Below are 24,519 nucleotides of genomic sequence, written 5' to 3' on the forward strand. Positions count from 1 at the left end.
AATCATCCCCGTGACTCATAGCTATGGATTGCAAGGCGATGATGGCAAAGCAGGGTGAATTCGCCGTTAAACAATTCGTGACATTTAGACTTCGCTCAGAATGCTGATATGAACGAAACTCGTTAACTATAACGCCCATCATGCCGCGGAAGATTGCACGCATCTTAATCGCCTTGCGCAAACTACGCCGCCGGCTCCGGCGGGTGGATGTGCTTCGCGTATGGACGCTCGCGGTCCTGATCGGCGTGGCCGCAGCCTATGGGGTGATCGCCTTCCGTTACGCCATCGACGCGGTGTCAGGTCTTGCATTCGGCGAAGATGAAGCCGGCGTCGTCAGCGGCGCGGCGTCCCTCACACCGTGGCGCGCCTGGGCCGCGCCGGTGATCGGCGGGTTTGCCGTATCCGGCCTCCTTTACCTTGCTGACCGCTTTAAATGGTTGACGAATGGCCGCGCGCAGGGAGTCGCTGACGTGATCGAGGCGCGGGCGGTGAGCGGCGGCCATGTCTCTTTACGCGCCGGTCTTGCGGCCGCGACTGTTTCCGTCGTCTCCCTCGGCGCCGGAGGCAGCGCCGGGCGGGAAGGCCCGGCCGTCCATCTCGGCGCCACCATCGCCTCCATTTTGAACCGCAAGCTCGGCTTTACGGCCAAACACCGGCGCGCACTTCTCGGCTGCGGCGCTGCGGCGGCGGTCTCGGCCAGTTTCAACGCGCCGGTCGCAGGCGTGCTCTTTGCGCTCGAAGTCATTCTCGGCAATTACGCGTTGTCGGTCTTCGGCCCTATCGCGGCGGCCAGCGTCGCAGCGGCGATTGTCACGCGCATTCATCTCGGTGACTTTCCTGCTTTCGCACTGCCTGACTATGGCGCTGTCCACAATACAATCGACGTGCCTCTCGCCGCCCTGCTCGGCGTTTTCTGCGGCCTTGTCGCATCCGGGTTTTTGCAAGCGGTCGAAAGGATGACGGTCAGAGTGCGTGAATTCGCACAAGACCGGAACATCTCTTATCTCCTCCTGCCGCCTATTGGCGGGGTCATCGTCGGCTTTATCGGAATTTTCTATCCGGAAGTGTTTGGCGTCGGTTATGAAGCGGTGACAAAAGCCCTCAATGGCGACTACGCCCTCCATCTATTGATCATTCTTGTGCTGATGAAAGCGGCCGCGACGGCGGTGACGCTCTCCTGCCGCTTTGGCGGCGGTGTTTTTTCACCAGGACTTGTCATCGGCGCTTTCATGGGGGCGGCTTTCGGCGCCGGCCTCAGCCAGATTTTCCCGGACGCGACCGCCAGCCCCGTTTATTACGCCATGATCGGAATGGGCGCAGTCAGCGGCGCAATTCTTGGGGCGCCGATTTCAACAACGCTGATTGTCTTCGAGATGACCGGCGAATACGGCATCACGGTCTCCCTTATGGTCGCCGTCGCTATCGCGACACTCATCACGCAATGGACCTGCGGCCGGTCCTTCTTTCATTGGCAATTATCTCGCCGCGGCTACGACCTTTCTGAAGGTCCGCAAGGCATCATTTTGAAAACGATGCGGGTGCGTGAAGTGATGGAGAAAATGCCCCCGGGCTCGCCCCTACCTGCAGAGGCTGATCGCCTTGAAGCGACCCAATCTCTTGGCGAGGCGCTCGCGAAGCTGAATGAAGCCGAAGAGCATGGTCTTCCCGTCGTTAATGCTGCGGAAAAAGATCAGGTCGTCGGTTATCTGTCGCGCGTGAAAGCGCTCGCCGCCTATAACAAGGCGCTCATCGACGAAAATATCGAGCATCACACCTGACAGCCTAAAAACGCGCAAAGGCCATCGCTGAAAAAAGCGTCATGCGCTTTCGCAAGGGCGCGCGCCGCACACCATCGCGCAGATAACCAGGCGTCAACGCCAGGTGAAGAAGCGACGGCGCGGTCGCTGGCGGCGCTTTCGACAAGACCGGCGCCGCATTCTTGAATAGCGCCGCCGCGTAAGCTTCAACCTCATCGCCAAGCCTTGGCGCCAGCATCCGCCCTTCTCTGGCCATGGCGAAAGCGGCGCCGGCGCTGGCCGCAGCATCGGCCAGCATGTGATCGCCATCGGCCATCTCCACCGCCAGCGCATCGAGCGCGCCTTCAGTCTCTCTCAACCATTCGCCAAGATCCGCAGCTGAAGAAAAATCCTCGCCATAGAGCGGACGCGAAGACGCATCGATGACTGCGTCCAATCGTCCAGCCCACCGCCCTTCGGCGAGTGATGTCGCCGCCACGATCTCCAATACCGGATGGGCGCGCGGCGCACCGCCGCCCCGGATCGCCTCCAGCCCTTCCCGCCACCATTGCAGACGGATTTCGCCAAGCGGCGGCTCGCTCACCTGCGATGGGATACGCCGCAACTCGATACGCAGCGCCGCCAACGCCAATAGAGCAGTTTGAAGCGGTTCTTTCGCATATTGTGCGGCCAGCCAGCGATCTTCGTCCTGCTCACGGACCAGACTGGAACAATGATCGAGACTTTGTGTTGGCGTTTCAGACATCCGCGTCAATCAATGACAGGTTGGCGGCGCTGTAAAGAGAATCGACTTTCATAAAATAAGCGGCGTCCATCCAGCCTGTCTTTAGTTTGACTGACCCAAATTTCAAAAAAGCGCAGTTGCGCTGGCGCAGCGGCCTGCATAGATAACGCGCATAGCAAATGAGAGGCGAAAATGGCGATCGAATTACCTGATCTTCCCTATGAAAAGAGCGCACTGGCGCCGCATATCTCCAAGGAAACGCTCGAATTTCACCACGACAAGCACCACGCCGCTTATGTGGACAAGACCAACGCAGCCATCAAGGGCACGCCGCTGGACGACGCTTCGATCGAGGAGATTGTGAAAGCGGCGGCGGAGAAAGGCGATCAGGGTCTTTTTAATAACGCCGCCCAGACCTGGAATCACACTTTCTACTGGAATTCAATGAGCCCCAATGGCGGCGGCGCGCCGTCTGGCCAACTGGCCGAACTCATCGACGCCGCTTTTGGCGATTACGAAGGCTTCAAAAAGGCTTTCGCAGACGCCGGCGCAACGCAATTCGGGTCCGGCTGGGCATGGCTTGTCGCCAAAGACGGCAAGCTTGAAGTGCGCAAAACGCTGAATGCTGAAACGCCGCTGACGGAAGCAGGCGTCACACCGCTCCTCACAATGGATGTGTGGGAACATGCATATTATCTCGATTACCAGAACAAGCGGCCGGATTACATCTCGACCTTCCTCGACAAGCTTGTGAACTGGGATTTCGCCAGCGACAATCTGCGGAACGCCTAACGTTCCGCATTGCCTATCGTCGAAAGCCGTTACGCTCCGGCGGGAACGGCTTTCGACCAATCGCGCTTGACGCCTGTCGCCAGAAGGAAAGGCGACGCGACGAAGATCGATGAATAGGTGCCGATCACGATCCCCCAGATCATCGCCATCGTGAAGCCGCGCAGCACCTCACCCCCGAAAATCACCAGCGCCAGCAAAGCCAGCATCGTTGTACCTGAGGTCATAATCGTTCGGGTCAGCGTGTCGTTGATCGAAAGATCGAGAAGCTCCGCCAGCGGCTTTTGCTTAAACTTGCGGAGATTTTCGCGAACGCGGTCATAAACAACCACCGTATCGTTCATGGAATAGCCGACAATCGTCAGGATCGCAGCGATGATCGCGAGATTGAACTCCAGCCGCGTCACCGAGAACATGCCCAGCGTGATGATCACGTCATGGACCAACGCCACAATAGCGCCCATCGAAAACTGCCATTCAAAGCGTAGCCAGATGTAGATCAGCATCATGCCGATAGCCAGCGCCACAGCGAGCGCGCCTTTCTGCACAAGCTCGCCGGAAACGGTCGGGCCCACAACTTCCACTTTCCGGAAATCGACGCCGTCGCCCAGAAGCTCGCGCAGCGCATTCTGCACAGCGACGGACGCCTCCTGTTGCGCTGTCTCTCCAGCTGTCTCGTCCGCGCCGTCTTCAGCTTCCTGCTGTGAAATACGGATAAGCACCGCTTCATCCGCATCGGCGAAGTCACGAATCGTCTGCACGTCGACGCTGCCAAGACCGAGGTCGGAAACAACCGTTCGCACTGCGGCGATATCAATCGGTTCATCGTCGGCGACCTCGATGGTGACGCCGCCTTTGAAATCGACGCCGAAATTAAAGCCCAGCGTAAAGATCGCGCCCAGCGATGCGACAACAAGAATCGCTGAAAAAGCGAGCGCTATAAACCGCACCCGCGTAAAGCCGATGGAAGTGTTGTCCGGGATCAGCTTGAGCAACATGCGCCCACCCTTAAAGTTTGATTTCTTTTGGACGCTTGGCGAGGAGATAGCCCCCCGCAAACAACCGCGTCAGCACATAGGCGGTGAAGACCGAGGTCACGACTCCGACGGCCAGCGTAATCGCAAAGCCGCGCACCGGCCCCGCCCCGAGCTGGAACATGATCAACGCCGCCAGAAATGTTGTAATGTTGGCGTCGATAATCGCCGAGCGTGCTTTGTCATAGCCGGTTTCGGCCGCTTTGATCGGCGCCTTGCCGGCGAGGATTTCCTCGCGAATGCGCTCAAAGATCAGAACATTGGCGTCCACCGCCATGCCGATAGTCAAAACGATGCCGGCAATGCCCGGCAGCGTCAGCGTCGATCCCAGAAGCGACAGAACCCCGGCGATGAGAATGACATTGGCGATTAGCGCAAAGTCGGCGTAAACGCCGAAACGGCCATAGCTGATGATCATGTAGATGATGACCGCAAGGAAGCCGATGATCAGCGCTTTCGCGCCCGCCTCAACCGAATCCTGGCCGAGCTGCGCGCCAACGGAGCGCTGTTCGATTGTATTGAGTTCCGCCGGCAAAGCGCCCGACCGGATCAGGAGCGCCGTATCGAACGCTTCCTGCGCCGTGAAGTTGCCTGTAATCCGCCCCTGCCCTTGTGTGATCGCTGACTGAATGGTCGGCGCCGAAATGATCTCATTGTCGAGCACGATGGCGAAGACGGAGCCTATATTGTTGCGTGTGTACTCACCGAACCGACGCGCGCCGCGGTTGTCGAAACCAAAGTTGATCTGAAATCCGCCATCGGGGTTCGGTTCCGACGTCGCAGTCACAACCATATCGCCGGTGACGTCGGCGTCTTCATAAAGGACAAGTCCCGGACGCCCCGATGCTTCCATCGCGGCGAAGGGGACATAGATCCGCCCCGGCGGCAGCAAGCCCGCCTGCGCGTCGGAAAAACTCACGGTCGGATCCGAACGGTGAAAGCTGAGCTGACCGGTGCGGTTGATCAGCGCCTTCAGCGCTTCGGGGTCATTGTCCCCCGGCACCTGCACTACGATGCGATCAACGCCCTGAGGCGCGATCAGCACTTCCTTGTTGCCGGCCGGGTCGATCCGCCGCCGCACAACTTCGATCGAGTCGCGCACAGCTTCGTCGGACCAGTAGCGCACCGCCTCCGGCGTCATCGCGACCTCAAAGCGCTGACCATCGGCGCTCAAACTATAGGCCCGAATACCGAGGCCAAGGGCGCCGCCCACGCCGCCGCGGGTCAGGCCGCGCAAGCGCTCTTCGGCCTCCTCCGCATCCGCCGGATCAGCGATGAGAAGCGAGATCGTGTGCGTCGCATCATCGTAAGAGAGACTTTCCACCGACACGCGATCGCGATTCGCCGACCGGTTAGGCCGCAACTCACGTCTTATGTCTCCCATCAACGCCTTCAAGCGGTCGTCAATGACTTTCGCTGTATCGACGCTGAGCATCAGGTGCGAGCCGCCCTGAAGATCGAGGCCGAGATTGATCGTCCCTTTGGGCAGGAAGCCCGGCAGGCTATTGCGGGCGTCTTCGGACAATAGATTAGGAAGCGCGAAAAGCGCGCCGAGAAACACAATCAGCGCAACGCCTGCGGTCTGGTATTTTGTAAACTGGAGCATGAATATCGGCCCGTTTTCAGCGCCTTACGCGCCGTCTCGTTGCATGCGGCGCGGCTTAGTCGTTAGCGGGCGGTTGCGGCTTGGTGCGCACATCGCTCAAGGTCGACTTCACCACCTTCACCGTCACATTGTCCGCAAGCTCGACCATGACCTCCTCACCCTCGAGGACTTTCGTCACCTTGCCAACGATGCCGCCGGCCGTGACCACAACGTCGCCGCGGCGCACATTCGACACCATTTCCTGATGCTTCTTGCGCGCCGTCATCTGGGGGCGAATCAAGAGGAAATAGAAAATCACGAAAATCAGAACCGGGAACGCCAGATTAAGAATCGGATTAGGCGCTGCGGCGTCGGCGGCCTGCGCATAAGCGGGCGAAAAGAACATCAGCAGATAACTCCCTCGGGAAGCGGACCGGGCCGCCGGATAATTGTTTTCCTATGGGCCTATCGGCAGACTCAGGGCCCGGTAAGGTCCGCGGGATATATAGCCATCCAAGGTCCGGTTGCAATGCGCCCGGCCGCCCTTTTCCCGCCGCCCCCGCTCGCCACCCCGCCTGGCGGCGCAAGATTTGCTGGTTATGGGCGCCGGATCAGCAAAAAACAGGCAAAGCTTAGTGGAGCAGCGATACATGGGCGCAAAAACCCTTATTCTCGGCCTGGACGGCGCTGATCATCGCCTGATCGACCGGATGATCGCCGCTGGCGAATTGCCCAATTTCCGCCGCCTGAAGGAGCGGTCAGCGACGTTTGAGCTTGAAAACGATCCCGGCCAAGGGAACGTCCAATTCTGGACCTCGGCGGCCATCGGCCAAAACCCAGCCCATCACGGCCATTACTTCTACCTCCAGTTCCGGCCGGACACCTATGATATTGTCAGCGACCATGACCTCGGCCTGCCGGCGGTGACGCCGTTTTGGAAAGCGCTCGACGCGGAAGGCTATCGGGGCGCCGTCGTCGACTGGTACGAAATGCCGGTCACGCCCCTCACGCATGGCGAGGTTCTGCATCGCTGGTTCGCCCATGAACCCCTGACCCACACGGTCTGCCACCCGCCGGAGTTAGAACAGATCACTGCACGCTACGCCGATAGTGACCCGATCGCCGAAGGCTTCGCCAGCCAGCCACGCCAGGGCGCCGCCGCAATGCAGGAATTTCTCGGTCGCGTCTTCAAGCGCGTGGAGATCAAAGCGTCTTTTTTCGCCGACCAGCTGCGGGAAAAGGAATATGACTTCTATGTCGCCTGCCTCTCCGAAGCCCACAATGTCGGCCACTATTACATGGAGGTCGAAGATGAAGATCACGGCCTCCACGACCCGGAGATCGCCGCCGCGCTCGGTAAACCCCTGCAGGAATGTTATCGCCGCCTCGACAAGGCGATTGGCGCAATCATCTCCGCCGCTGGTGAAGACGCGGCGGTCTTCCTGCTCGGCGGACCATGCATGGAGAGATTCATCAGCGCCAACGACGCCCTCGATGAAATCGTGCGGCGTGTGGACGTTGGCTATTCAGCGCCCCTCACCACGGCCGAGACAGCGAAGAAAACCTATCATTCCCTGATCCCGGAGTCTTTGCGCCGCACTCTCTCCCCGCTTGCGCATTGGGCGCGGCGGCGCCTCGCCAAAAACGCCTATGAAGGCCGGCGGTTTTTCGCTGTTCCGCATAATGACAATGCCGGCGCCATCCGCATCAATCTTAAAGGCCGAGAGAAATTCGGCACCGTCGCGCCGGGCAATGAATATCAGTCGGTGATTGAAGATATTCGCGAAGGCGTCTCCTCCTTTATCAATCCCGCAACCGGACGTTCTATCGTCAAGCGTGTGGTCGACACATCGAAAGAGTTCGACGGTCCCTATCGCGACCTCCTTCCCGATGTCTTTATTGAATGGGATCGCACCGACACCCGGGGCGATTATAGCAAGCTCGTTTCGCAATCATTAGGCGAAGTCGAGGTCTCACGGCACGCCCGCACAGGCGACCACAGCCCCCTAGGATTTTTCTGGGCGCCCTCCGCCTGCTCCGGCGCCGCGATCAATCGTCCGAAAGACGTCACGCCGCACATTCTCGCCAGCGTGCGCGATAAGCGGCCGCATCCGTAGGGCCCGCAAGACCCTTTGTTAATCATGTCATTCATGGCAGGATTTTTGCTGCGACAGGGGTTTTTACAGATCGCAATCGGGATGGGGCGAAATATGCCGGCGAAAATATTGATGTTTGGGATGGATGGAGCGGATCCGGCCTTCATGGACGCCATGATTGAGGCTGGAGACCTGCCCAATTTCAAGCGTCTGAGAGACCAAGCCGCCGTCCATCCGATCGAGAATGACGCCGCCCAGGGCGCAGCGCAATTCTGGAACAGCGCCTCCATCGGCGCCGGGCCGGCCCATCACGGCCATTATTTCTTCATGCAGTTCAAGCCCGACACCTACGACATTATCCCAAACCACGAATCGTCGATCCCGGACATTACGCCCTTCTGGAACCGTCTCGACCGGGAAGGCTACCGCGTCGCCGTCGTTGACTGGCACCGGATGATGCCCAAGCCACTGGATAACGGACATCTGGTCGACAACTGGCTCGGCCACGATCCCTTGACCGACACCATCTGGCTGCCGCCGGCGCTGGCGGAGGAAGGCGCCAAATATTTTCAGGGCGATCCTATCGGCGGCGGCTTTGAGTTAAAGCCGAGAGAAACAGCGGAAGAGATTGGCGATTACCTCCACCACCTTTTCAATCGCATTAAAAGCAAAACCGGGTTTTGTTGCGATCAGTTGCGCAAGCATGACTGGGACATGTTTGTCGCCTGCTTTTCCGACGCCCATGATGTGGGCCACCATCTCTATCACCTCGAAGATGAAAGCCATGAAGCCTACGACCCAGCAATCGCCGAGGTGATCAAGAAACCGCTGGCGGAATGTTACCGCCGTATTGACGAAGCCATTGGCAAAATTCTCGACGCGGCAGGCCCGGACGCACAAGTCTTTGCGTATGGCGGGCCCGGGATGGAGACGCTGATTACTGCGAACCCCGTCATGGATGAAATGCTGCGCCGTATCGACTGGGGTGTTGAGGCGCCGCCGACGGTCGCGGAAACTGCAAAACAAAGCTTTCATTCTCTCGTGCCGCTGAACCTTCGCAGGCGGCTGGCGCCGCTTGTGCGCGCGGTGCGCCGTAAAGTCGCCGTCAACGATTTCGCGCGACGGCGCTATTTCGCCGTTCCGCATAATGACAATGCCGGCGCCGTGCGCATCAACGTCAAGGGCCGCGAAAAATATGGCGTCGTCGAACCCGGCGCAGATTATGACGCTGTGATCAAAGAACTCACCGACGCCCTCATGACCTTCAAAAACGCCGAGACCGGATTGCCGCTCGTCAAACAGGTTGTCGCCATGCGCGGCAATTACGATGGACCCTATATAGAAGAGCTGCCCGATCTTTATGTCGAATGGGATCGCGACACGGCGCCGAACAATTTCCGCAAAATTGTTTCAGACATTTACGGCGAGATCGAGCTGGCGCCGGTTCAGCGCACCGGCGATCACAATCCCTCCGGTTTCTTCTGGGGTCCGCCTGAAATGCACGATCCCGGCATCAAGCTGCCTGAGCATATCGCAGCGCCCGTGATGAACGCCGTCAGAAGCGCTTGCAAACCTTCCCACCGGGCGACGCCAAGCCACGCGGCGGAGTAGCGGGCGGCGAGCGGCCCGCGCCACTTTTGCCCCGCTAATTTGCCGGGGCTGCAGCCGATCTGGCGCCATTTGATATTTTCTGCTCCTGATCATTCGCATTCCATTTTCACCACTGCACAAGGCTCGCACGGGGGGCTTGCGCGCGCCGTCAGCGCAGGCGCCCGATGTCCTTGACCGGACAGCATCATAGGGCCGTCCCGGAGGTTGTGGATAACTCTTCACCAAACCTCAAAAAACCGCAGGAATTCATCAGATTTGAGGTGTTTTTCCCGTCATTGGAGCGCCCTCTGGAACACCCCCTCCCGGCATTATTTCCCAAAAAATGAGTGAGCGCTCACTTGACTTTGCGTCCCGGTTCCTTATTTTACATGTGTGAGTGAACGCTCACACCGGCCAGTTTGGCCAAATTGCGGGAGAACGGCCCATGCGGGACATAGTCGACCCAAAGGACCTTGAAGGTGTGACAGAGGGCGCGGCCGGCGCGAAAGCCCGGATCGAACGGGCGGCGCTGGGGCTCTTTTGCGCGCGCGGCGTCGACGCGGTCACCACTCGTGAAATGGCGGCGACCAGCGGCGTTTCCGAAGGCGCGCTCTATCGCCATTATCCCAGCAAGGAATCCCTGGCCGAAGCCATGTTCTTCGCCATCCACACCCGCCTCGCCCGCGAAGTGGCCGCGGCGGCGCAAACGGCGCAAGGCATTGAGGCGAAGGCGCGCGCCATCGTCGCCGCCTATGCAAAGATCGCAGACGAGGACTGGACGCTTTTTTCCTATCATCTTCTGACAACACACCGTTTTCTTCCCTATGCGGATAAATCGGCGCGCGTGCACGATCTCAACATTGTCGCCATTGTTGAGGACATGATCGCCGCAGCGGCGGCCGCCAGGGAAATCCCCGAAGGCGATGCGGCGCTGAAAGCGGCGAGCGCACTCGGCGTCGTGTTGCAGGCGGCGCTTCACAAGATCTACGGGCGGGTGACGGGCGATCTCACAGATCACCAGGACGCCCTCGCCCGCGCTGTCATCGCCGTATTGAAATCCTAAGCGAGGCCGTCATGATTACGACCATCCGCTCTATCGTCTTTCAGGCGCTTTATTGGCTGACGTCGATCTTCTATGTGCTCGGCGCCATTCCCCTCTTGATCTTGCCGGGGCGGAAACCGCTCATGCGCTGGATCTTCGGCTATACCCGCGTCATGTGTTTCTGGATGCGATGGATCGCAGGTATAAAGATCGTCGTGCGCGGCAAGGAAAAAGTTCCGGACGGACCGCTCATCATCGCCGCCAAGCACCAGAGCTGGGGCGACGGGTTTTTAACCTTCTCCCAGTTCGAGGATATCGCGTTCGTCACCGGCGATCACCTGGAGAACTTTCCGCTGGTTGGCGGCGTATTGCGGAAGATGGGCGCCATTGTCGTCGACAATTGCGGCGGCGCCCACGCCCGCGCGCGGCTCGTGGATCAAGAGCTCAAAAAGGCGCAGAACCAGAACCGGCGGATTCTCATTTACCCCGAAGGCCATCTCGCGCCGGTGGGCCAGCAATATCGATACAAAAAGGGCGTTTTTCACATGTATCAAGCTTACGGCCGACCGGTGGTGCCCGCCGCAACCAATCTCGGCCTCAGATGGCCGCAACAGCATTGGCGCCTGACGCCGGGCGAAGCGGTGATCGAATATCTTGATCCGATTGAGCCCGGCCTCGACAAGGAGACTTTCATGCTGCGCCTTGAGCGCGCCATCGAAACACGGTCTATTGAGCTTCTGGGCGAAGAAGCGCCGAAAGACAGAGAACTTGGCGCCTTGCTGCCCGACCCGCGGAGTTAAACTCAAGTGACAGCCGCCCCGGCCCGCGCCGCTAAACTTCCCCTGTTTTTTCAGCGGCGTTTTCTTCCTATGTGGACAGCGCTTTCTTTCGGCACCTTCGCCGACAACACGCTGCGCCAGGCGCTGCTGATCGGGATACCAGCGGGGATCATTTCCGTGCCGGTGTTTTCAAAACCCGACGACGCGATCCCGGTCATCGGCACGCTCTTGCCTGCGGCAATCCTGATTTTTTCCTCTGTATCGGGACAATTGGCCGACAAATACGAAACATCGCTGATGTTTCGGCGCACAAAGACTGCGGAGCTCTTTTTGATGCTGACCGCCGGCGCCGCCTTCGCTTTCGGCTGGGGCGGCCTCGCCATCGCCATGCTGTTCGCCATGGGCGCGCAATCGGCCTTTTTTTCTCCGGTGCGGGTTTCCGCAATGCCGAAATATCTCGCCTTTGATGAGCTCGTGCGCGGCAATGGCCTCTGCAATGCGGGGCTCTTTACGTTCATCCTGCTTGGCTACCTCGTCGGCGGCTCATTGATTGTCCTGCCCGATGGCGGCGTTCTTGTGGGCGCAATACTGGTCATTGCGTCAAGCATCGGCCTTGCCGCCGCTCTTTTCGCGCCGCATGCCGCTGCGAACGATCCCGACCTCAAGCTCAGTTTCAATGGCTTCAAGCAAACGGCCAGAATGTTCCGGCATGTTTTTGAAAGCCCGGGCGTCGCTCCGCCGTTATTCGGCTCGGCGCTTTTTTATTTTCTCTCAACAGCGCTCACCGTCGCCATCCCCCTTTATGGACGCGACGCGCTTCATGCGACGCCATTAGTCTGGGCGGCGCTCAACGGCTTCTTCGCCATTGGCGCAGGGCTCGGCGCCGTTACCGCCGCAAGTCTGTCGCGGAAAACATCGGGGCTCGGCGCCTCAACAATCGCAATCGCCGGCGCCGGGATCATGAGCATCGCGATCTATTTTCTGACGCCCCTCGCCGCGGGAACCGCCGAGGCGCCGCTGACCCTTGAGATGATGGTGACGTCAGGCGGCGGGCGGATATTGATCGCCGCTCTTATCCTCACCTCGGGCCTTTCCGGCGTTTATATCGCGCCTTTGCAGGCCGCGATGCAGCGCCGCGCCCGGCGGGACGTGCGGGCGCGGATCATGGCCGCCGGGGCTTTCGCCTATGCCGCCTTCGCCATCCCGGGGTCGCTCTCAGTTCTTGCAATCACCCGCACCGGGGCCGATCCGCGATTGGCCTTTGTCGCCGCCGGTGCGGTCATGCTCCTCGCCGCCGGCGTGATGATATATCGCCGACGCACCCTGCCCCACGGCCTCTATGACGAAATGCTGTCTGACGCGCCGCCGCCGCTTTAATCATGCCCCCGCAGCGCTGCTTTCGCTTTTGCCGTCTCGGCTTGCGTGATATTAATCTTTCGTAAACCTTCCCGTCCCCGGCCCAGCCCCTGGGCAGGCGCGCATTGCAAACAGCGGGTTAACGGGAAAGCAAGGACGAGAGGGTATTTTCCACATCGTATGGAACTGACTTTCGCCATCATCGCGACGTGCCTTGTCTTTGGTTTTATCGCCGCGCTCGCCTCTTTCCGGCCCAATCTCATTCCCGAGATTGGCACGAGCCTGCGCAACGCTGAAACAGTGAAAAAGTTTTCGCCGCGCAACACGCTTTTCATCATCGGGCCAGGCGCCAACCATCCCGCCTGCCGGATGCAACGGCGATTGTTGAAGCCGGCCATCGCCGCGCTCATCCGTGAAGACATTACGGTAATGGAAGTCTATGGCGACGCGACGCCGCGTCAGAATGGCGATCCTATGGACTGGCTCGACCCGGCGCTTTTACGTCATGCGCTGCACGCCGAAGAAGGCTTTTTCATTATCTATGTGGATGACGACGGCAAGACGCTGTTCCGCAGCGAGGCGCCCATGGTGACCGCCGATATTTTGAGCCGCGCTCGTCTCGATATCAGCGCGCCGCCGAAACCCGGCGCATCGCGCAAAAACGCAATCCTCAAAAAACTTCGCGCCGCCTAATTTTTCTGACTACGCTCTCTAGGGGCGCCCGATGGAGTGATAGGCGATTCCCGCCTCCGCCATTTCGTCCGGGCGGTAGATGTTGCGCAAATCGATCATGATCGGCGTTTTCATCAATGACTTTACGCGCTCCAGATCGAGGGCGCGAAATTCGTCCCATTCAGTGATGATGACGACGGCGTCCGCCCCTTCAAGGGTGTTATACGGGCCGTCGACATACTCAACATCTTTCAAAAGACCCTGCGCTTCATGCATACCTGCAGGATCGAAGGCGCGCACTTTCGCGCCAGCCGCCTTGAGCGCGGGCACGATATCAAGCGACGGCGCATCGCGCATATCATCCGTATTGGGCTTGAAGGTGAGCCCGAGCACCGCAACCGTCTTGCCCTCAAGGGAGCCGCCGCAAGCGTCGATGACGCGTGACGCCATTTTCTTCTTGCGGTTGTCGTTGATCTCGACGACGGCTTCGACAATCCTTGTGGGCGCATCATTCACCTGCGCGGTGCGCACCAGCGCCAGCGTATCTTTCGGAAAACACGAACCGCCATAACCGGGGCCGGCATGAAGAAACTTTGAACCTATGCGCCCGTCCAGCCCAATGCCTTTTGCAACTTCCTGAACATTCGCCCCGACCTTTTCACAGATGTCCGCCATCTCGTTGATGAAGGTGATCTTGGTCGCAAGAAACGCATTGGCCGCATATTTGATCAACTCGGACGTCGCGCGGTTGGTAAAGACAATCGGCGTTTCATTGAGATAGAGCGGGCGATAAAGCTCGCGCATGACTTTTTTAGCGCGTTCGTCCTCGGCTCCGACAATAACGCGATCCGGTTTTTTGAAATCCATGATCGCCGCGCCTTCGCGCAAAAACTCCGGATTGGAGACGACGGAGAAATCGGCGTCGGGCCGCACGCGGCGGATGATTTCCTCAACCTCCGTACCGGTGCCTACCGGCACCGTCGACTTGGTGACAACGACAGTATAGCCGTCCATCACTTCGGCGATTTCCTCAGCGGCTTTGTAGACATAGGAGAGGTCGGCGAAACCGTCGCCACGGCGCGACGGCGTTCCCACCGCGATAAAGACTGCGTCGGCCGTCGGCGTCGACGCCGCGAGGTCCAGACTGAACGATAAGCGGCCCGCCTTCACATTCTCTGCGACGAGCGCCTCAAGCCCCGGTTCGTAAATCGGGATTTCACCGGCTTCGAGCTTGCGGATCTTGGTTTCGTCCTTGTCGACGCAAACAACTTCATGGCCGAAATCAGCGAAACAGGCCCCGGAAACAAGGCCTACATATCCGGTGCCAATCATGGTGACGCGCATGGCGGCATTCCCATCGTCAAAGGCCGCTGGAAGGGCGTCGCACGGAAATGGCGCGCCCGGGCGGCGAAGCTCTCAATATGGTGGGAGGTCTTAAACGGCGTTTTTCGGAAAGACCACTGCCTTCACAGTCAAAAACAGGATTTTGATGTCAAACCAGAGGGACCAGTTGTCGACATAAGCGAGGTCATATCGCACCCTGTCCTCCATCTGCTCCGTTTCCGAGGTTTCACCCCGGAACCCATTGACCTGGGCCCAGCCGGTGATGCCTGGCTTCACCTTGTGCCGGCCCGAATAGTTCTCAATCATCTGGGCGTATTGGTGGTTATGCGCCAACGCGTGGGGACGCGGCCCCACAAGCGACATCTCACCCCGGATGACATTGAGGAGCTGCGGCAGTTCATCAAGGCTGTACCGGCGCAGGATCGCGCCCAGCGGCGTGATGCGCGCATCACCAACCTTGGCCTGCGTGACAACATCGCCGTCTTCGGCGACCGTCATGGTGCGGAACTTATAGACTTTAAACACAGCATTGTTGAAACCGTGCCGCTTCTGCGCGAACAGGACAGGCCCCTTTCCCTGCAGCTTCACGGCCGCCGCAATCACCAGCATCACCGGCGTCAACAGGACAAGCGCAATAGCGCCCAGCACATAGTCCTCAATCGTCTTGAGAACCCCGCCCCAACCCTCCAGCGGACGCCGGTAAAGCGACAGAACGCGCACGCCGCCCACATCGCTGATAGCGCCGCCAAGATGGTCGAGCCAGTGAATGTTGGGGCAAATGGCGATGGACACCGGAAGGATCGACAGCCGGCGCACAAGCTTTTCCATTTCAGTTCCTGATGCGCGCGGCACGGCTATGACGATATCGTCAACTTCACCGTTGCGCGCAGCATGCGCGAGATCATTGAGATCGCCCTTCGCTGCGTTTTGATTACCGTCTCCGTTATTGATGAGGCCCGCGTCATAAATCCCGACAATGTAAATGCCTGCCGGAGAGTTCTTCGCATACTCGGCGAATTTAACGCCGAGCTGCGTAGCGCCGACAACCGCCACGCGCCGCGCAAAGACGCCGCCATCCTTGCTCATGCGCCGCGCCATTTCACCGGCAGCAAGACGAACGCCAATCACGGAAACCAGCGTCGCGCCTGACCACGAAGTCAGCCAGACACGGGAGAAATTCTCAGAAATCTTGAGGGCGAAGCCGAAAGCGAGAAGCCCGAGAAGAACCAGCGCCCAGCGGGAAACGATCGCCCGCATCATCTTGGACGCCGAGGCGATCTGGTCGAACTCGTAATAGCCGTCGCGGCGCAAAAGCGCGGTCAGCCCGGTCGCCCCCATAATGCCGGCGGCGGCATAGTTCTGAAGATCGATGGCCGTCTGCAGAAAGAAGACGTGATAGACCTCAGCCACCGCCACGGAAGCGACAATGACAAGGAGGAAGTCGATAAACTGGACGATGTCGCCGAAAAGCGCGCGCGCCACCGGCCCGCGCCGGCGCACGCCGTCGGTCGAAAAACTGTCTATTGTCTCTTTAACGCCCGGTTCCGCCATTCGAAGGTCTGTTTTCCCAATCCGCTCCCGCCGCCGACCCAGGGTCGCCGTCTTGAGAAAGGAAACCGGAACCGGCCCCTTCCCATCGGGCGCGGATATCAACCGGCCCGAAGTTTGAATGTCAATCGGGGCCGGTTTAAGGCTAATTTACGTCAAAAAGGTTACTTGTGCCATGTCGAAACAGTTTGCGGCGTTTCATGTGAGCTGGCGGGACGCCAAGGTCCGCCCGCTCGGCCTCGTAGCCGATGAACGCGACTATGGCCGGGCCGCCGCCCAGGCCCTTCAGGCGCGTCTCAACCAGCTCGCGGATGAGGGCTGGATCGTGCAGGAAATCCTGCCTTGCGGGGGATTAACCCCACGCCAGACCTCGGGTTTCACCATCGTCGCCTTCCGCTGAGAGTCGGCCTTTCGCGGGTTGCCATTTCGCTTCGTCTCCGTCATGGGTGACTCCATGACTGATGCTCTTTTCTCTGACGACACGCTTTCCGAAGCCCTTTGCGCGCTCGCGATCAAGGCCGGCGCCGCCGCCATGGAAATCTATGCGCGCGAGGTTGTGGCAGAAACCAAGGCGGACAAATCGCCCGTGACTGAGGCGGACAGGCTGGGCGAAGAAATCATTCTCGCCGGGCTCGCCGCCTTTGCGCCGGATGTGCCGGTCCTCGCCGAGGAAAGTGCGAGCGAGGGCAAAATTCCGGAGCTTGGCGACCGCTTCTTTCTTGTTGATCCGCTCGACGGCACCAAGGAATTCATCACGCGCACCGGTGAATTCACAGTCAATATTGCGCTTGTCGAAAACGGCAAGCCGGTCTTCGGCGTCGTTTACGCACCGGCGATCAACAAGCTTTTTGTCGGCGGACGTGACGGCGCGTGGAAAGCCGCCGTGGACGCCAAAGGCGTGATCAGCGCACGTGAAGTCATCCGCGCCCGTAAGGCGCCTGCGGACGGCCTTATCGCTGTCGCCAGCCGCTCACATCGCTCGGCCGAAACCGACGACTATCTGAAGACGCTCAACGTCGCAGACTTCACCGCCGCCGGCTCATCCTTGAAATTCTGCCTCATCGCCGAAGGCGTCGCGGACATCTATCCGCGGTTCGGGCGCACGATGGAGTGGGATACGGGCGCAGGCCAGGCCGTTCTGGAAGCGGCGGGCGGACGTGTCATCACGCATCCGGAGGGCGCCCCCCTCGCCTATAACAAAAAGGCGCGTGGCTTCGACAATCCGCATTTCATCGCCTGGGGCGCATAAGCCCAAGCGCTACATCAGCGATAGAGCGACTCAGACATCTGGAAGAGATTTGCAGGCGCTCCGGAATCGCGGCGAACCCAGATTTCCCATAACGCCGTGCGCTCAACCATCTTGAACTGCGTATAAAGAAGCGCTTCGGCGCGCCCTTTGGCTTCAGCGCTTTTCGGATCCATTTCGAGGCGCGGCACAAAGATGACATTCGCCTTTTCCGCCGCGGCGGGGCCGTCCGCCTGACATTTGCGGTCTTCGGCGAGAACGCAAGCCGTGTCCGCGCCAGTGAGAAACGCAATGTCGAGACCATTCGCAGCGAGCGTACGCGCACGCGCCGCCGCCTCGAGCAGCATGGCCGACTGATCCACGGGCGTTAGCGCAAAGAACTCCCGCGCTTCCGGCGTGGAAAAACGTCCTTCCTCCACCCATTTCGCAATAGTCGGCCCGCCAGGCTGAACCAGAGCCAGCTCTGAACGTATGTTTTCCGGAGCCGTCTTGATGGCCTGATACTGGAGCGAAAACTGGCCGGCGGCGTGAATGGCAATGACACCGGTCCAGAACAATGTCAGCGCGCCAGCGGAAAAAGCGCTCGCCACACTGGCCCGGTCATGATCGCGGAAAAGCCCGTCATAGAAAGGCGATGATACGGAAAAGCACGCCAGCCCCGCCGCCAGCGCAAATACCGGCAGAGCATTGGCGCCGGCAAGACGCGCCGCGACAAGCCCGGCCAGCAACAAGCCGACGGCGGCGGCCCAGTTCTTCCAATGCGGTTTGCCGCCAAAAACAGCGCTCATGAAAATGATCACACCTGCGCCATAGGCGGCGGCGCCGAGACCGAAGGCGCTGCTCTCTCCGCCCTTTATAATATTGTGTAAGGTCAGCGTTTCCGGCGCTGCGGCGGCGCGCGCCATGTTCATCCCCGGCATCAAGATTTCTGTGATGCCGGCAAGCAGAACAAAACCGCCAAAAGCAAAAGCGTAACGCCACAAACCATAACGGCCTGTCAGGAACGGACAGACTGACAAAAGAATAAAACCGATCAGGGCGAACGCCGGATTAAGCAGCCACAAGACGAAAAGAAGACCGCCGCCAAGCGCGCCTTCAAGCCGTGCGCGCGAGGCGGAGTCATCGGCTGAAACAGAAACAAAGGAAAGGCCGCACACTAACAGCAACGCAAGCCCGAGCTCTTCAGGACCCGAAAACGGCGCGGCGGCGAAACCGGCGAGCGCAGCAGTCGCCGCAACGCCAAACGCCGTCGGAAAGCGCGTCGAAGCAAGATAGGCGAAAGGATAAAGCACCAAAAAGGCGCCCATGGCCTTGGCGACAAGATGCACCCGGCCCGGCGCATCAGCGAACATGTCTGCGGCCATCAAAAGCATAAGATAAAAAGGAGACTCTTGCGCCGCGAGATCGGCTTGCCCCGCCATTACGGCGCGCGCCTCAGCGATAGGCGCGATCATATCCACTGTCGGCGAAAGACTTAACAAGGCCGGCGAAAGCGCCGCCGCGATGACAAATACGGTTGCAGCTCCGACGGACCACAAAAACGACCAGCCGGGCTCACGCCAGGAGTAGATCGACATCGCCGCCCTTCTGGCGCGAGGAGCCGACGCACGCCAGCCCAGCTCTGTTTCAAATGCGTCCTGTGCACCGTGAGACGTATTCATCTGGGACAACCCCTGACCTTTACCCACCCGGCGGGACACGCCCGCCAATCCTTAACGAGGACTTTGCAAGTCGCCTGCCGCAGGTTGAGAACAGGGGGAAAAATCGCCGGAAAAGAGCGTCTTACGGGTTTGCCCTGAGATTGGCGCTGTTATCATCAAGGTTACTGCGTTAACGAGTAGCCATGCGCACCCTGTTTCACATGCCTCTTGATCCCGCCTCGCGGATGATCCGTATCGCGCTCGCCGAAAAAGGCCTGCCGGCTCAGTTTGTGGAAAAACGCCCATGGGCGGATGAGGACGGCGCGCTCGCCGCTGCGAACCCGGCTGGCGCCATTCCGGTGCTCATTGACGAGGCGCCGACGGGAGAAGACGTCGCACTCTCGCCCGCGAGCGCTATTATCGAATATATCGAGGAAGCCTATTCCAGCGAACCGCTGCTGCCGTCGACTTCTGCAAGCCGCGCCGAAGCGCGGCGTCTCACCGCCTGGTTTCTGGACAAGTTCGAGGCTGACGTTTCCGCCTTCACCCTGCGCGAGCGCATCGACAAAAGATTAATGCGCCGGGGGCAGCCGGATTACGAACTCCTCAAAGCCGGCGCCGAGGCGCTCTCTTGGCATCTTGATTATATGTCCTGGCTCTTGGAGCAGCGCTACTGGCTCGCGGGAGAGCGTATTACCGTCGCCGACCTCGCCGCTGCGGGCCAGCTGTCTGCGCTCGACTATATCGACTCCGTACCCTGGGAAAAGTTTCCAACCGTCAAGGAGTGGTATGCGCGCTTGAAGTCGCGTCCTTCCATGCGGCCGGTCCTGCGCGACCGTATCGACGGCCTGCCGCCGCCCGCCCATTACGACAATCCGGATTTTTAGCATCCATGAGCGAGGCGGTGACAACGCGCATTCTCGCCATGGCGAAAGAGGCGGGTTTCGACGCCGCCGGCATCGCGCCTGCGAGCCTTCCGGAAAGCATGCGCGAAAAGCTATTGCGTTTTTTAAAACTCGGCCGTCATGGAACCATGGGATGGATGGAGACGCGTGCAGAACAGCGCGCGCAACCCCAGACCCTCTGGCCGGAGGCCAAAAGCATCATCATGTTCGGCATGAATTACGGACCGGACAAAGATCCACTCAGCGCGCTAAGCGAAAAATCCAACGGCGCAATTTCTGTTTATGCGCAAAACCGCGATTATCACGACGTTGTCAAAAAACGTCTCAAACGCATCGCCCGCGAAATTGTGGAGGACACCGGCGCAGAAGTGAAAGTCTTTGTGGACACGGCGCCCGTCATGGAAAAGCCTCTCGCAGCACAGGCGGGAATTGGCTGGCAGGGAAAGCACACCAATCTTGTGTCACGCGAATTTGGCTCCTGGTTGTTTCTCGGCGCAATCTTTACGACGCTCGACCTAACGCAGGATAAACCTGAGTCCGACCACTGCGGATCATGCAATAACTGCCTTGACATCTGCCCGACAAATGCGTTTCCGGCGCCTTATCAACTCGATGCGCAGCGTTGCATCTCCTATCTCACCATCGAACATCCCGGCCCAATTCCTCGCGCGTTCCGTAAGCCCATGGGCAACCGTATCTATGGCTGCGATGACTGCCTTGCTGTTTGTCCCTGGAACAAATTTGCAGATCGCGCAAAAGAAGCCGCGTTTCACGCCCGCGATGATCTCCACTCGCCAGCCCTGCGAGACCTTGCCAGCCTGAACGATACCGCGTTTCGCGCCCTTTTCTCAGGCTCGCCTGTGAAACGCACAGGCCGCGATCGTTTTGTGCGCAACGTGATGATCGCTATCGGAAACTCAGGCGACGACAGTCTGGTCGAAACCGTCCTGGAGCGAATACATGATGACAGCGCGGTTGTACGCGGCGCCGCGGTCTGGGCGCTGTCACAATTAGCGCCGCAAAAAATCGAAGCGCTGCGTAGCAAGCATCTCACAAAGGAAACTGACGAAACCGTGTGCGCCGAATGGCTGGCGGCCTAGACTTCCACCGTCACCTGCACATGGCCTTTAGTGAAATTGCCATTGTCATCTTCCACCCAATACCAGAACTCGTCGGACCCGGAATAGTTGGGATCGGCCATGTAAGTCAGCGTTCCATCTTCATTTTCGAATATGGAGCCATGGCTGGCGTAAGTAACGCCGTCGACTGCAATCGTATCTCCATCAGGATCAAAGTCGTTGGCGAGAACATCGAAGGTGACCGACCCATTTTGATCCAAAGTGACAAAGTCCGTACGGGCGACTGGCGCATCGCTTGAGAGATCAAGGACGCCGTTATATTTCAATTCCTGGCCCTCGTTGCTCGCGTCGCTCAATTTGTAAGTCCACTCGACAACAACCCCGACCTTGTCGATTGCGCCTGTAGCGCGATCGGCGAAATACTGGTCCATCACGACCACGGTCCGGCCATCAGGCAGGGTCCAGTATCCCTCTTCCTGAATAGCGATGCGAAGGGTGAAGTAGTTATGGCGGATCGGATCCCAACTGGGCGAGACCACATCCTCACCGATTTCATCCGTCCGCACGCCGGTCAGGTCAATATATTCCGGCGTGTTGGGCACCGGCGTATCGGGAATGCCGACGACAGTGGATTCATATTCAAGGCGCCCCTCAACCAGATCGGCGCGTGTGAGAAATTTCTCCTTGCCGTCTAGGTTATAATAATCCTCAGCGGCGCCCTCAACGTTCACATCGATGAACACATATCCCCAATCTCCGTCGAAGGGGTGGTTCATGCCCGTCTGATCCTTCATGAGGTAAACCCCGACGGGGAAACCCTCAACATCAGCGCCATTGATCACCATGTTGACAGCGGCGGGGCCGTATTCAATTCCGCGCCATGCAGTCCTGCCGGCTGACCCGTCCGTGGCAACAAGATCAATGTCTTTCAGCGTGTAATGCGCCGTATATTCAAGATGTATCCCGGTGCCGACTTCCCAGCCTTTGAAGTCGTCAATCACGGTGCGGACATCGTGATGCTGTTCGGAATTATTCTTGATAACGATCAGACCCGTCCCGACAGCAAAAGCTTCATTGCCCTCAAACTGTGTGATGGCCGGAATCTGGTTTGCGACGAGTTCGTGATACCCAAACGATTCAGACAGATGCGCCGTATTGGGGTCAAGATAGATGCCGCCCCGCGACATATAGACAAAGCCCTGACCGCCCGGCACGCCGGCGGCGACATTGTCTACCGCCTCGACCAGACGGCCCTGGAACCAGAACCCCGCGCCCGTGCGCCCCATGTCGCCGGCCGTCACATCCTCATGCCATTTCGGACCGCCGCCATTGCCGATCGACTTGATGGAGATGTTGTGGGACCAGCGCCCGATTTCATTGCCGGATTCCGCAACAAACGCGGCGCCATAGACATCGTAAGCGGCGTTATCGGCAAGAACGGCGTTTGAATCGTGATGAACATAACCCCAGCCGGGAGAGCCCCAGACCGCATTGCCAACGATCATGGCGGGATCGTCAACGTCTGAAACACCCGCGCGGTGTATGTGCAGTGAATAGCGCGCCTTGACATTGCTGTCGCTTTCGAGGTGATCGGCGTCGGCGGCTTCAAAGGCGCGCTCAGACTTGTCGGTACGGCCCAGCTCATAGAACTCCGCATACCGCACATCGATATTATCGGAGTGCATAAACATCGTATGCCCGCGCTGGTGCACCGGCAGGCTGTCTGCATTTTCTGTCTCAAAGCGGACATTGCGGCTATAATTCGCAACATAGGCTTTCAAGTCCGCCCGCGCGCCGTCGTGATCAAACTCAAGCGGCTTGTCAAAATAGATCGTGTTGCCTTCGATCTTGGTGATGACCAACTCTTCATCCTGGGTCTGGTCATTGCGGGGCTCAAGCGGCAAAGCGTCTTCCGTCGGCGTCAGATGCGTGCCTGTCAGCACCAGCTTGTCGCCAACCTGCCACCCTTCCGGCGATGACTCCAGCGTCAGCGATGTATCGCCCGCCATGGGATCGGCGGCGACCTTGAGGAAAGTTTCTTTTTCTGCGCCGTGGATCTGAATATCGCCATGACTGATCAGCCCGCGCGACAGCAGCATCGGATCCCAGCTCACGTCGATAGGGCCGTTATCCGCGAATTGAATAACGGTTTCGACACCCGCCGATACCGGTTGGTCTATCGTTCCGATGGTCAGCTTGCCGGTCGGCGCGACAACAAACGTGTCCACTTCCATGAAAGTGTCGCGGTCAGTCGCAAAATCGAGCGAACCATCAACGCGCACCGTAAAAAGCGAGACCGCGCTTTCGCCGTCATAGGTTACGTCAACGCCGTCAGGGATGACGACTTTCGCGCCTTCCCCCGGCACCTCGCCGCTCGCCCAGGTGTTCGGATCAAACCAGGAACCGTTATTCACCGCGATATGCGTCGCTTCTTCCACCGGTACGAGATTGAGCACCGCCATGTGCTCGGAAGCCTTCATGGGATCGTCCGGATGCACATGGGAATGGCCGTCGCCTGCCGGCATGTCGCCATGATCGCCATGATCGCCCATATCCATGCCATCATGACCATCATCCATGCCGTCTTGCGGACCAACATGAACTTCGACCTGCGCGCGGCTCAGATTGCCATTGCTGTCGCGCACTTCATACTGAAAGCTTGCTTCGCCTTCATATCCCGCCTCGGGCGTAAAATGCACGGCGCCGTCATGAAGCATCACCGTGCCGTGGGACGCGCCGAAGACACGGACAAGCTGAGCGCTGACCCCTTCGGGCACAATATCATTGGAGAGAAGATCGTCAGCCGCGATCTGAATCCCCTCGCCGGCATCCGTATGGAAATGGTCGTCATTGAACGCCTCAATAGCAGAAGGCTCAACCGGCGCTGCAGGCGTCACTGGCGGCGTCGCTGTTCCGCCGCCATTCCTGCTATTGCTTTTATCTCCGCCGTCTGGAGCGCGGTCCTCGCCGCCTTTTAATGGACCGTCATTGCCGCCAATGGTGTAACACCCTTCCAGCGCCAGCAAAGGCGCCAGCATGCTCGCCTGAGCCAGACGCTGCTTGGCCCCTTGTTTTTGAGCCTTGCGGTTGCGCCTGATCGACGTTCGAGCATTACTGCTTGCTGCATCAACAAGGTCGGAAAAGTCTAGTCGGGCGGCGCTGTCGCGGGCGACAAAATCGAAACTCATATTATGTCCACGCACACTATAAGTAGGCTGAGAGAGAGGATTGAAGCCTAGCTGCACACGCGGAAAAGGTTGATTGAAAGGATTGTTAGAATTGTTTGGAACACCACCAAAACATGCGGGGTATGGCGCAAATTACACAGAGTTA

General features: G+C 59.0%; 20 protein-coding genes. 12 read left to right on the plus strand and 8 right to left on the minus strand.

Features of this window, described 5'->3' with window-relative positions:
- Nucleotides 1–140 precede the first annotated feature (140 nt).
- Nucleotides 141–1,778, plus strand: coding sequence for a chloride channel protein (locus tag ACFC5L_RS14145; protein WP_375203727.1), 1,638 nt, complete (start codon nt 141–143; stop codon nt 1,776–1,778).
- A 4-nt stretch (nt 1,779–1,782) separates the two neighbouring features.
- Here the strand turns inward: ACFC5L_RS14145 and ACFC5L_RS14150 are convergent, their stop codons facing one another.
- On the minus strand, nt 1,783–2,502 hold the full coding sequence (locus tag ACFC5L_RS14150) for a squalene/phytoene synthase family protein (RefSeq protein ID WP_375203726.1): 720 nt from the start codon (nt 2,500–2,502) through the stop codon (nt 1,783–1,785).
- 171 nt (nt 2,503–2,673) lie between these two features.
- Here ACFC5L_RS14150 and ACFC5L_RS14155 point away from each other — a divergent pair, with 171 nt between their 5' ends.
- The gene (locus ACFC5L_RS14155) at nt 2,674–3,273 is read left to right on the plus strand and encodes a superoxide dismutase (protein ID WP_375203725.1); all 600 of its coding nucleotides are present in this window, start codon (nt 2,674–2,676) and stop codon (nt 3,271–3,273) included.
- A gap of 29 nt (nt 3,274–3,302) precedes the next feature.
- Here the strand turns inward: ACFC5L_RS14155 and secF are convergent, their stop codons facing one another.
- Genes secF through yajC form a run of 3 tightly spaced genes read right to left on the minus strand, consistent with a single transcriptional unit; the run spans nt 3,303 to nt 6,295 of the window.
- A complete protein-coding gene (gene secF, locus ACFC5L_RS14160) occupies nt 3,303–4,268 on the minus strand; it encodes a protein translocase subunit SecF (RefSeq protein WP_375203724.1) in 966 nt (321 codons plus the stop codon).
- Between the two features lie 10 nt (nt 4,269–4,278).
- Nucleotides 4,279–5,910 carry a protein translocase subunit SecD gene (secD, locus tag ACFC5L_RS14165; protein WP_375203723.1) on the minus strand — a complete coding sequence of 544 codons (1,632 nt, stop codon included), beginning with the start codon at nt 5,908–5,910 and terminating at the stop codon, nt 4,279–4,281.
- A gap of 55 nt (nt 5,911–5,965) precedes the next feature.
- Nucleotides 5,966–6,295 carry a preprotein translocase subunit YajC gene (gene yajC / locus ACFC5L_RS14170; RefSeq protein WP_375203722.1) on the minus strand — a complete coding sequence of 110 codons (330 nt, stop codon included), beginning with the start codon at nt 6,293–6,295 and terminating at the stop codon, nt 5,966–5,968.
- A 244-nt stretch (nt 6,296–6,539) separates the two neighbouring features.
- Between yajC and ACFC5L_RS14175 the strand changes: the two genes are divergently transcribed.
- The 6 genes from ACFC5L_RS14175 (at nt 6,540) to ACFC5L_RS14200 (ending at nt 13,445) form a co-directional block, all read left to right on the plus strand.
- On the plus strand, nt 6,540–8,006 hold the full coding sequence (locus tag ACFC5L_RS14175) for an alkaline phosphatase family protein (RefSeq protein ID WP_375203721.1): 1,467 nt from the start codon (nt 6,540–6,542) through the stop codon (nt 8,004–8,006).
- A 93-nt stretch (nt 8,007–8,099) separates the two neighbouring features.
- Nucleotides 8,100–9,596 carry an alkaline phosphatase family protein gene (locus ACFC5L_RS14180; RefSeq protein ID WP_375203720.1) on the plus strand — a complete coding sequence of 499 codons (1,497 nt, stop codon included), beginning with the start codon at nt 8,100–8,102 and terminating at the stop codon, nt 9,594–9,596.
- 424 nt (nt 9,597–10,020) lie between these two features.
- On the plus strand, nt 10,021–10,638 hold the full coding sequence (locus ACFC5L_RS14185) for a TetR/AcrR family transcriptional regulator (RefSeq protein WP_375203719.1): 618 nt from the start codon (nt 10,021–10,023) through the stop codon (nt 10,636–10,638).
- Between the two features lie 11 nt (nt 10,639–10,649).
- On the plus strand, nt 10,650–11,417 hold the full coding sequence (locus tag ACFC5L_RS14190) for a lysophospholipid acyltransferase family protein (RefSeq protein WP_375203718.1): 768 nt from the start codon (nt 10,650–10,652) through the stop codon (nt 11,415–11,417).
- Nucleotides 11,418–11,486: 69 nt separating this feature from the next.
- Nucleotides 11,487–12,773 (plus strand): MFS transporter, encoded by a 1,287-nt coding sequence (locus tag ACFC5L_RS14195; protein WP_375203717.1) that lies wholly within the window; start codon nt 11,487–11,489, stop codon nt 12,771–12,773.
- 159 nt (nt 12,774–12,932) lie between these two features.
- Nucleotides 12,933–13,445 (plus strand): hypothetical protein, encoded by a 513-nt coding sequence (locus tag ACFC5L_RS14200; protein ID WP_375203716.1) that lies wholly within the window; start codon nt 12,933–12,935, stop codon nt 13,443–13,445.
- 18 nt (nt 13,446–13,463) lie between these two features.
- On the opposite strand, the gene ACFC5L_RS14205 is transcribed toward ACFC5L_RS14200, so the two are convergent.
- Together ACFC5L_RS14205 and ACFC5L_RS14210 are read right to left on the minus strand one after the other, a co-directional pair.
- Nucleotides 13,464–14,768 carry a UDP-glucose dehydrogenase family protein gene (locus ACFC5L_RS14205; protein ID WP_375203715.1) on the minus strand — a complete coding sequence of 435 codons (1,305 nt, stop codon included), beginning with the start codon at nt 14,766–14,768 and terminating at the stop codon, nt 13,464–13,466.
- A gap of 90 nt (nt 14,769–14,858) precedes the next feature.
- The gene (locus tag ACFC5L_RS14210) at nt 14,859–16,319 is read right to left on the minus strand and encodes an undecaprenyl-phosphate glucose phosphotransferase (RefSeq protein ID WP_375203714.1); all 1,461 of its coding nucleotides are present in this window, start codon (nt 16,317–16,319) and stop codon (nt 14,859–14,861) included.
- A 172-nt stretch (nt 16,320–16,491) separates the two neighbouring features.
- On the opposite strand from ACFC5L_RS14210, the gene ACFC5L_RS14215 reads away from it, so the two are divergent.
- A complete protein-coding gene (locus ACFC5L_RS14215) occupies nt 16,492–16,716 on the plus strand; it encodes a hypothetical protein (RefSeq protein WP_375203713.1) in 225 nt (74 codons plus the stop codon).
- Between the two features lie 54 nt (nt 16,717–16,770).
- Nucleotides 16,771–17,565, plus strand: coding sequence for a 3'(2'),5'-bisphosphate nucleotidase CysQ (gene cysQ, locus ACFC5L_RS14220; protein ID WP_375203712.1), 795 nt, complete (start codon nt 16,771–16,773; stop codon nt 17,563–17,565).
- A 14-nt stretch (nt 17,566–17,579) separates the two neighbouring features.
- Here the strand turns inward: cysQ and ACFC5L_RS14225 are convergent, their stop codons facing one another.
- A complete protein-coding gene (locus tag ACFC5L_RS14225) occupies nt 17,580–19,223 on the minus strand; it encodes a hypothetical protein (RefSeq protein WP_375210770.1) in 1,644 nt (547 codons plus the stop codon).
- Nucleotides 19,224–19,405: 182 nt separating this feature from the next.
- On the opposite strand from ACFC5L_RS14225, the gene ACFC5L_RS14230 reads away from it, so the two are divergent.
- Nucleotides 19,406–20,089, plus strand: a complete 684-nt coding sequence (locus tag ACFC5L_RS14230; protein WP_375203710.1) for a glutathione S-transferase family protein — start codon at nt 19,406–19,408, stop codon at nt 20,087–20,089.
- Between the two features lie 5 nt (nt 20,090–20,094).
- Nucleotides 20,095–21,207: a tRNA epoxyqueuosine(34) reductase QueG gene (queG, locus tag ACFC5L_RS14235; protein WP_375203709.1), complete on the plus strand. Its 1,113-nt coding sequence runs from the start codon at nt 20,095–20,097 to the stop codon at nt 21,205–21,207.
- On the opposite strand, the gene ACFC5L_RS14240 is transcribed toward queG, so the two are convergent.
- Nucleotides 21,204–24,374 carry an Ig-like domain-containing protein gene (locus ACFC5L_RS14240; RefSeq protein WP_375203708.1) on the minus strand — a complete coding sequence of 1,057 codons (3,171 nt, stop codon included), beginning with the start codon at nt 24,372–24,374 and terminating at the stop codon, nt 21,204–21,206. The two genes, queG and ACFC5L_RS14240, sit on opposite strands and share 4 nt — an antisense overlap.
- Between the last annotated feature and the right edge of the window lie 145 nt (nt 24,375–24,519).

The sequence above is a fragment of the Hyphococcus sp. genome, from assembly GCF_041986965.1.
Taxonomy (GTDB): Bacteria; Pseudomonadota; Alphaproteobacteria; order Caulobacterales; family Parvularculaceae; genus Hyphococcus.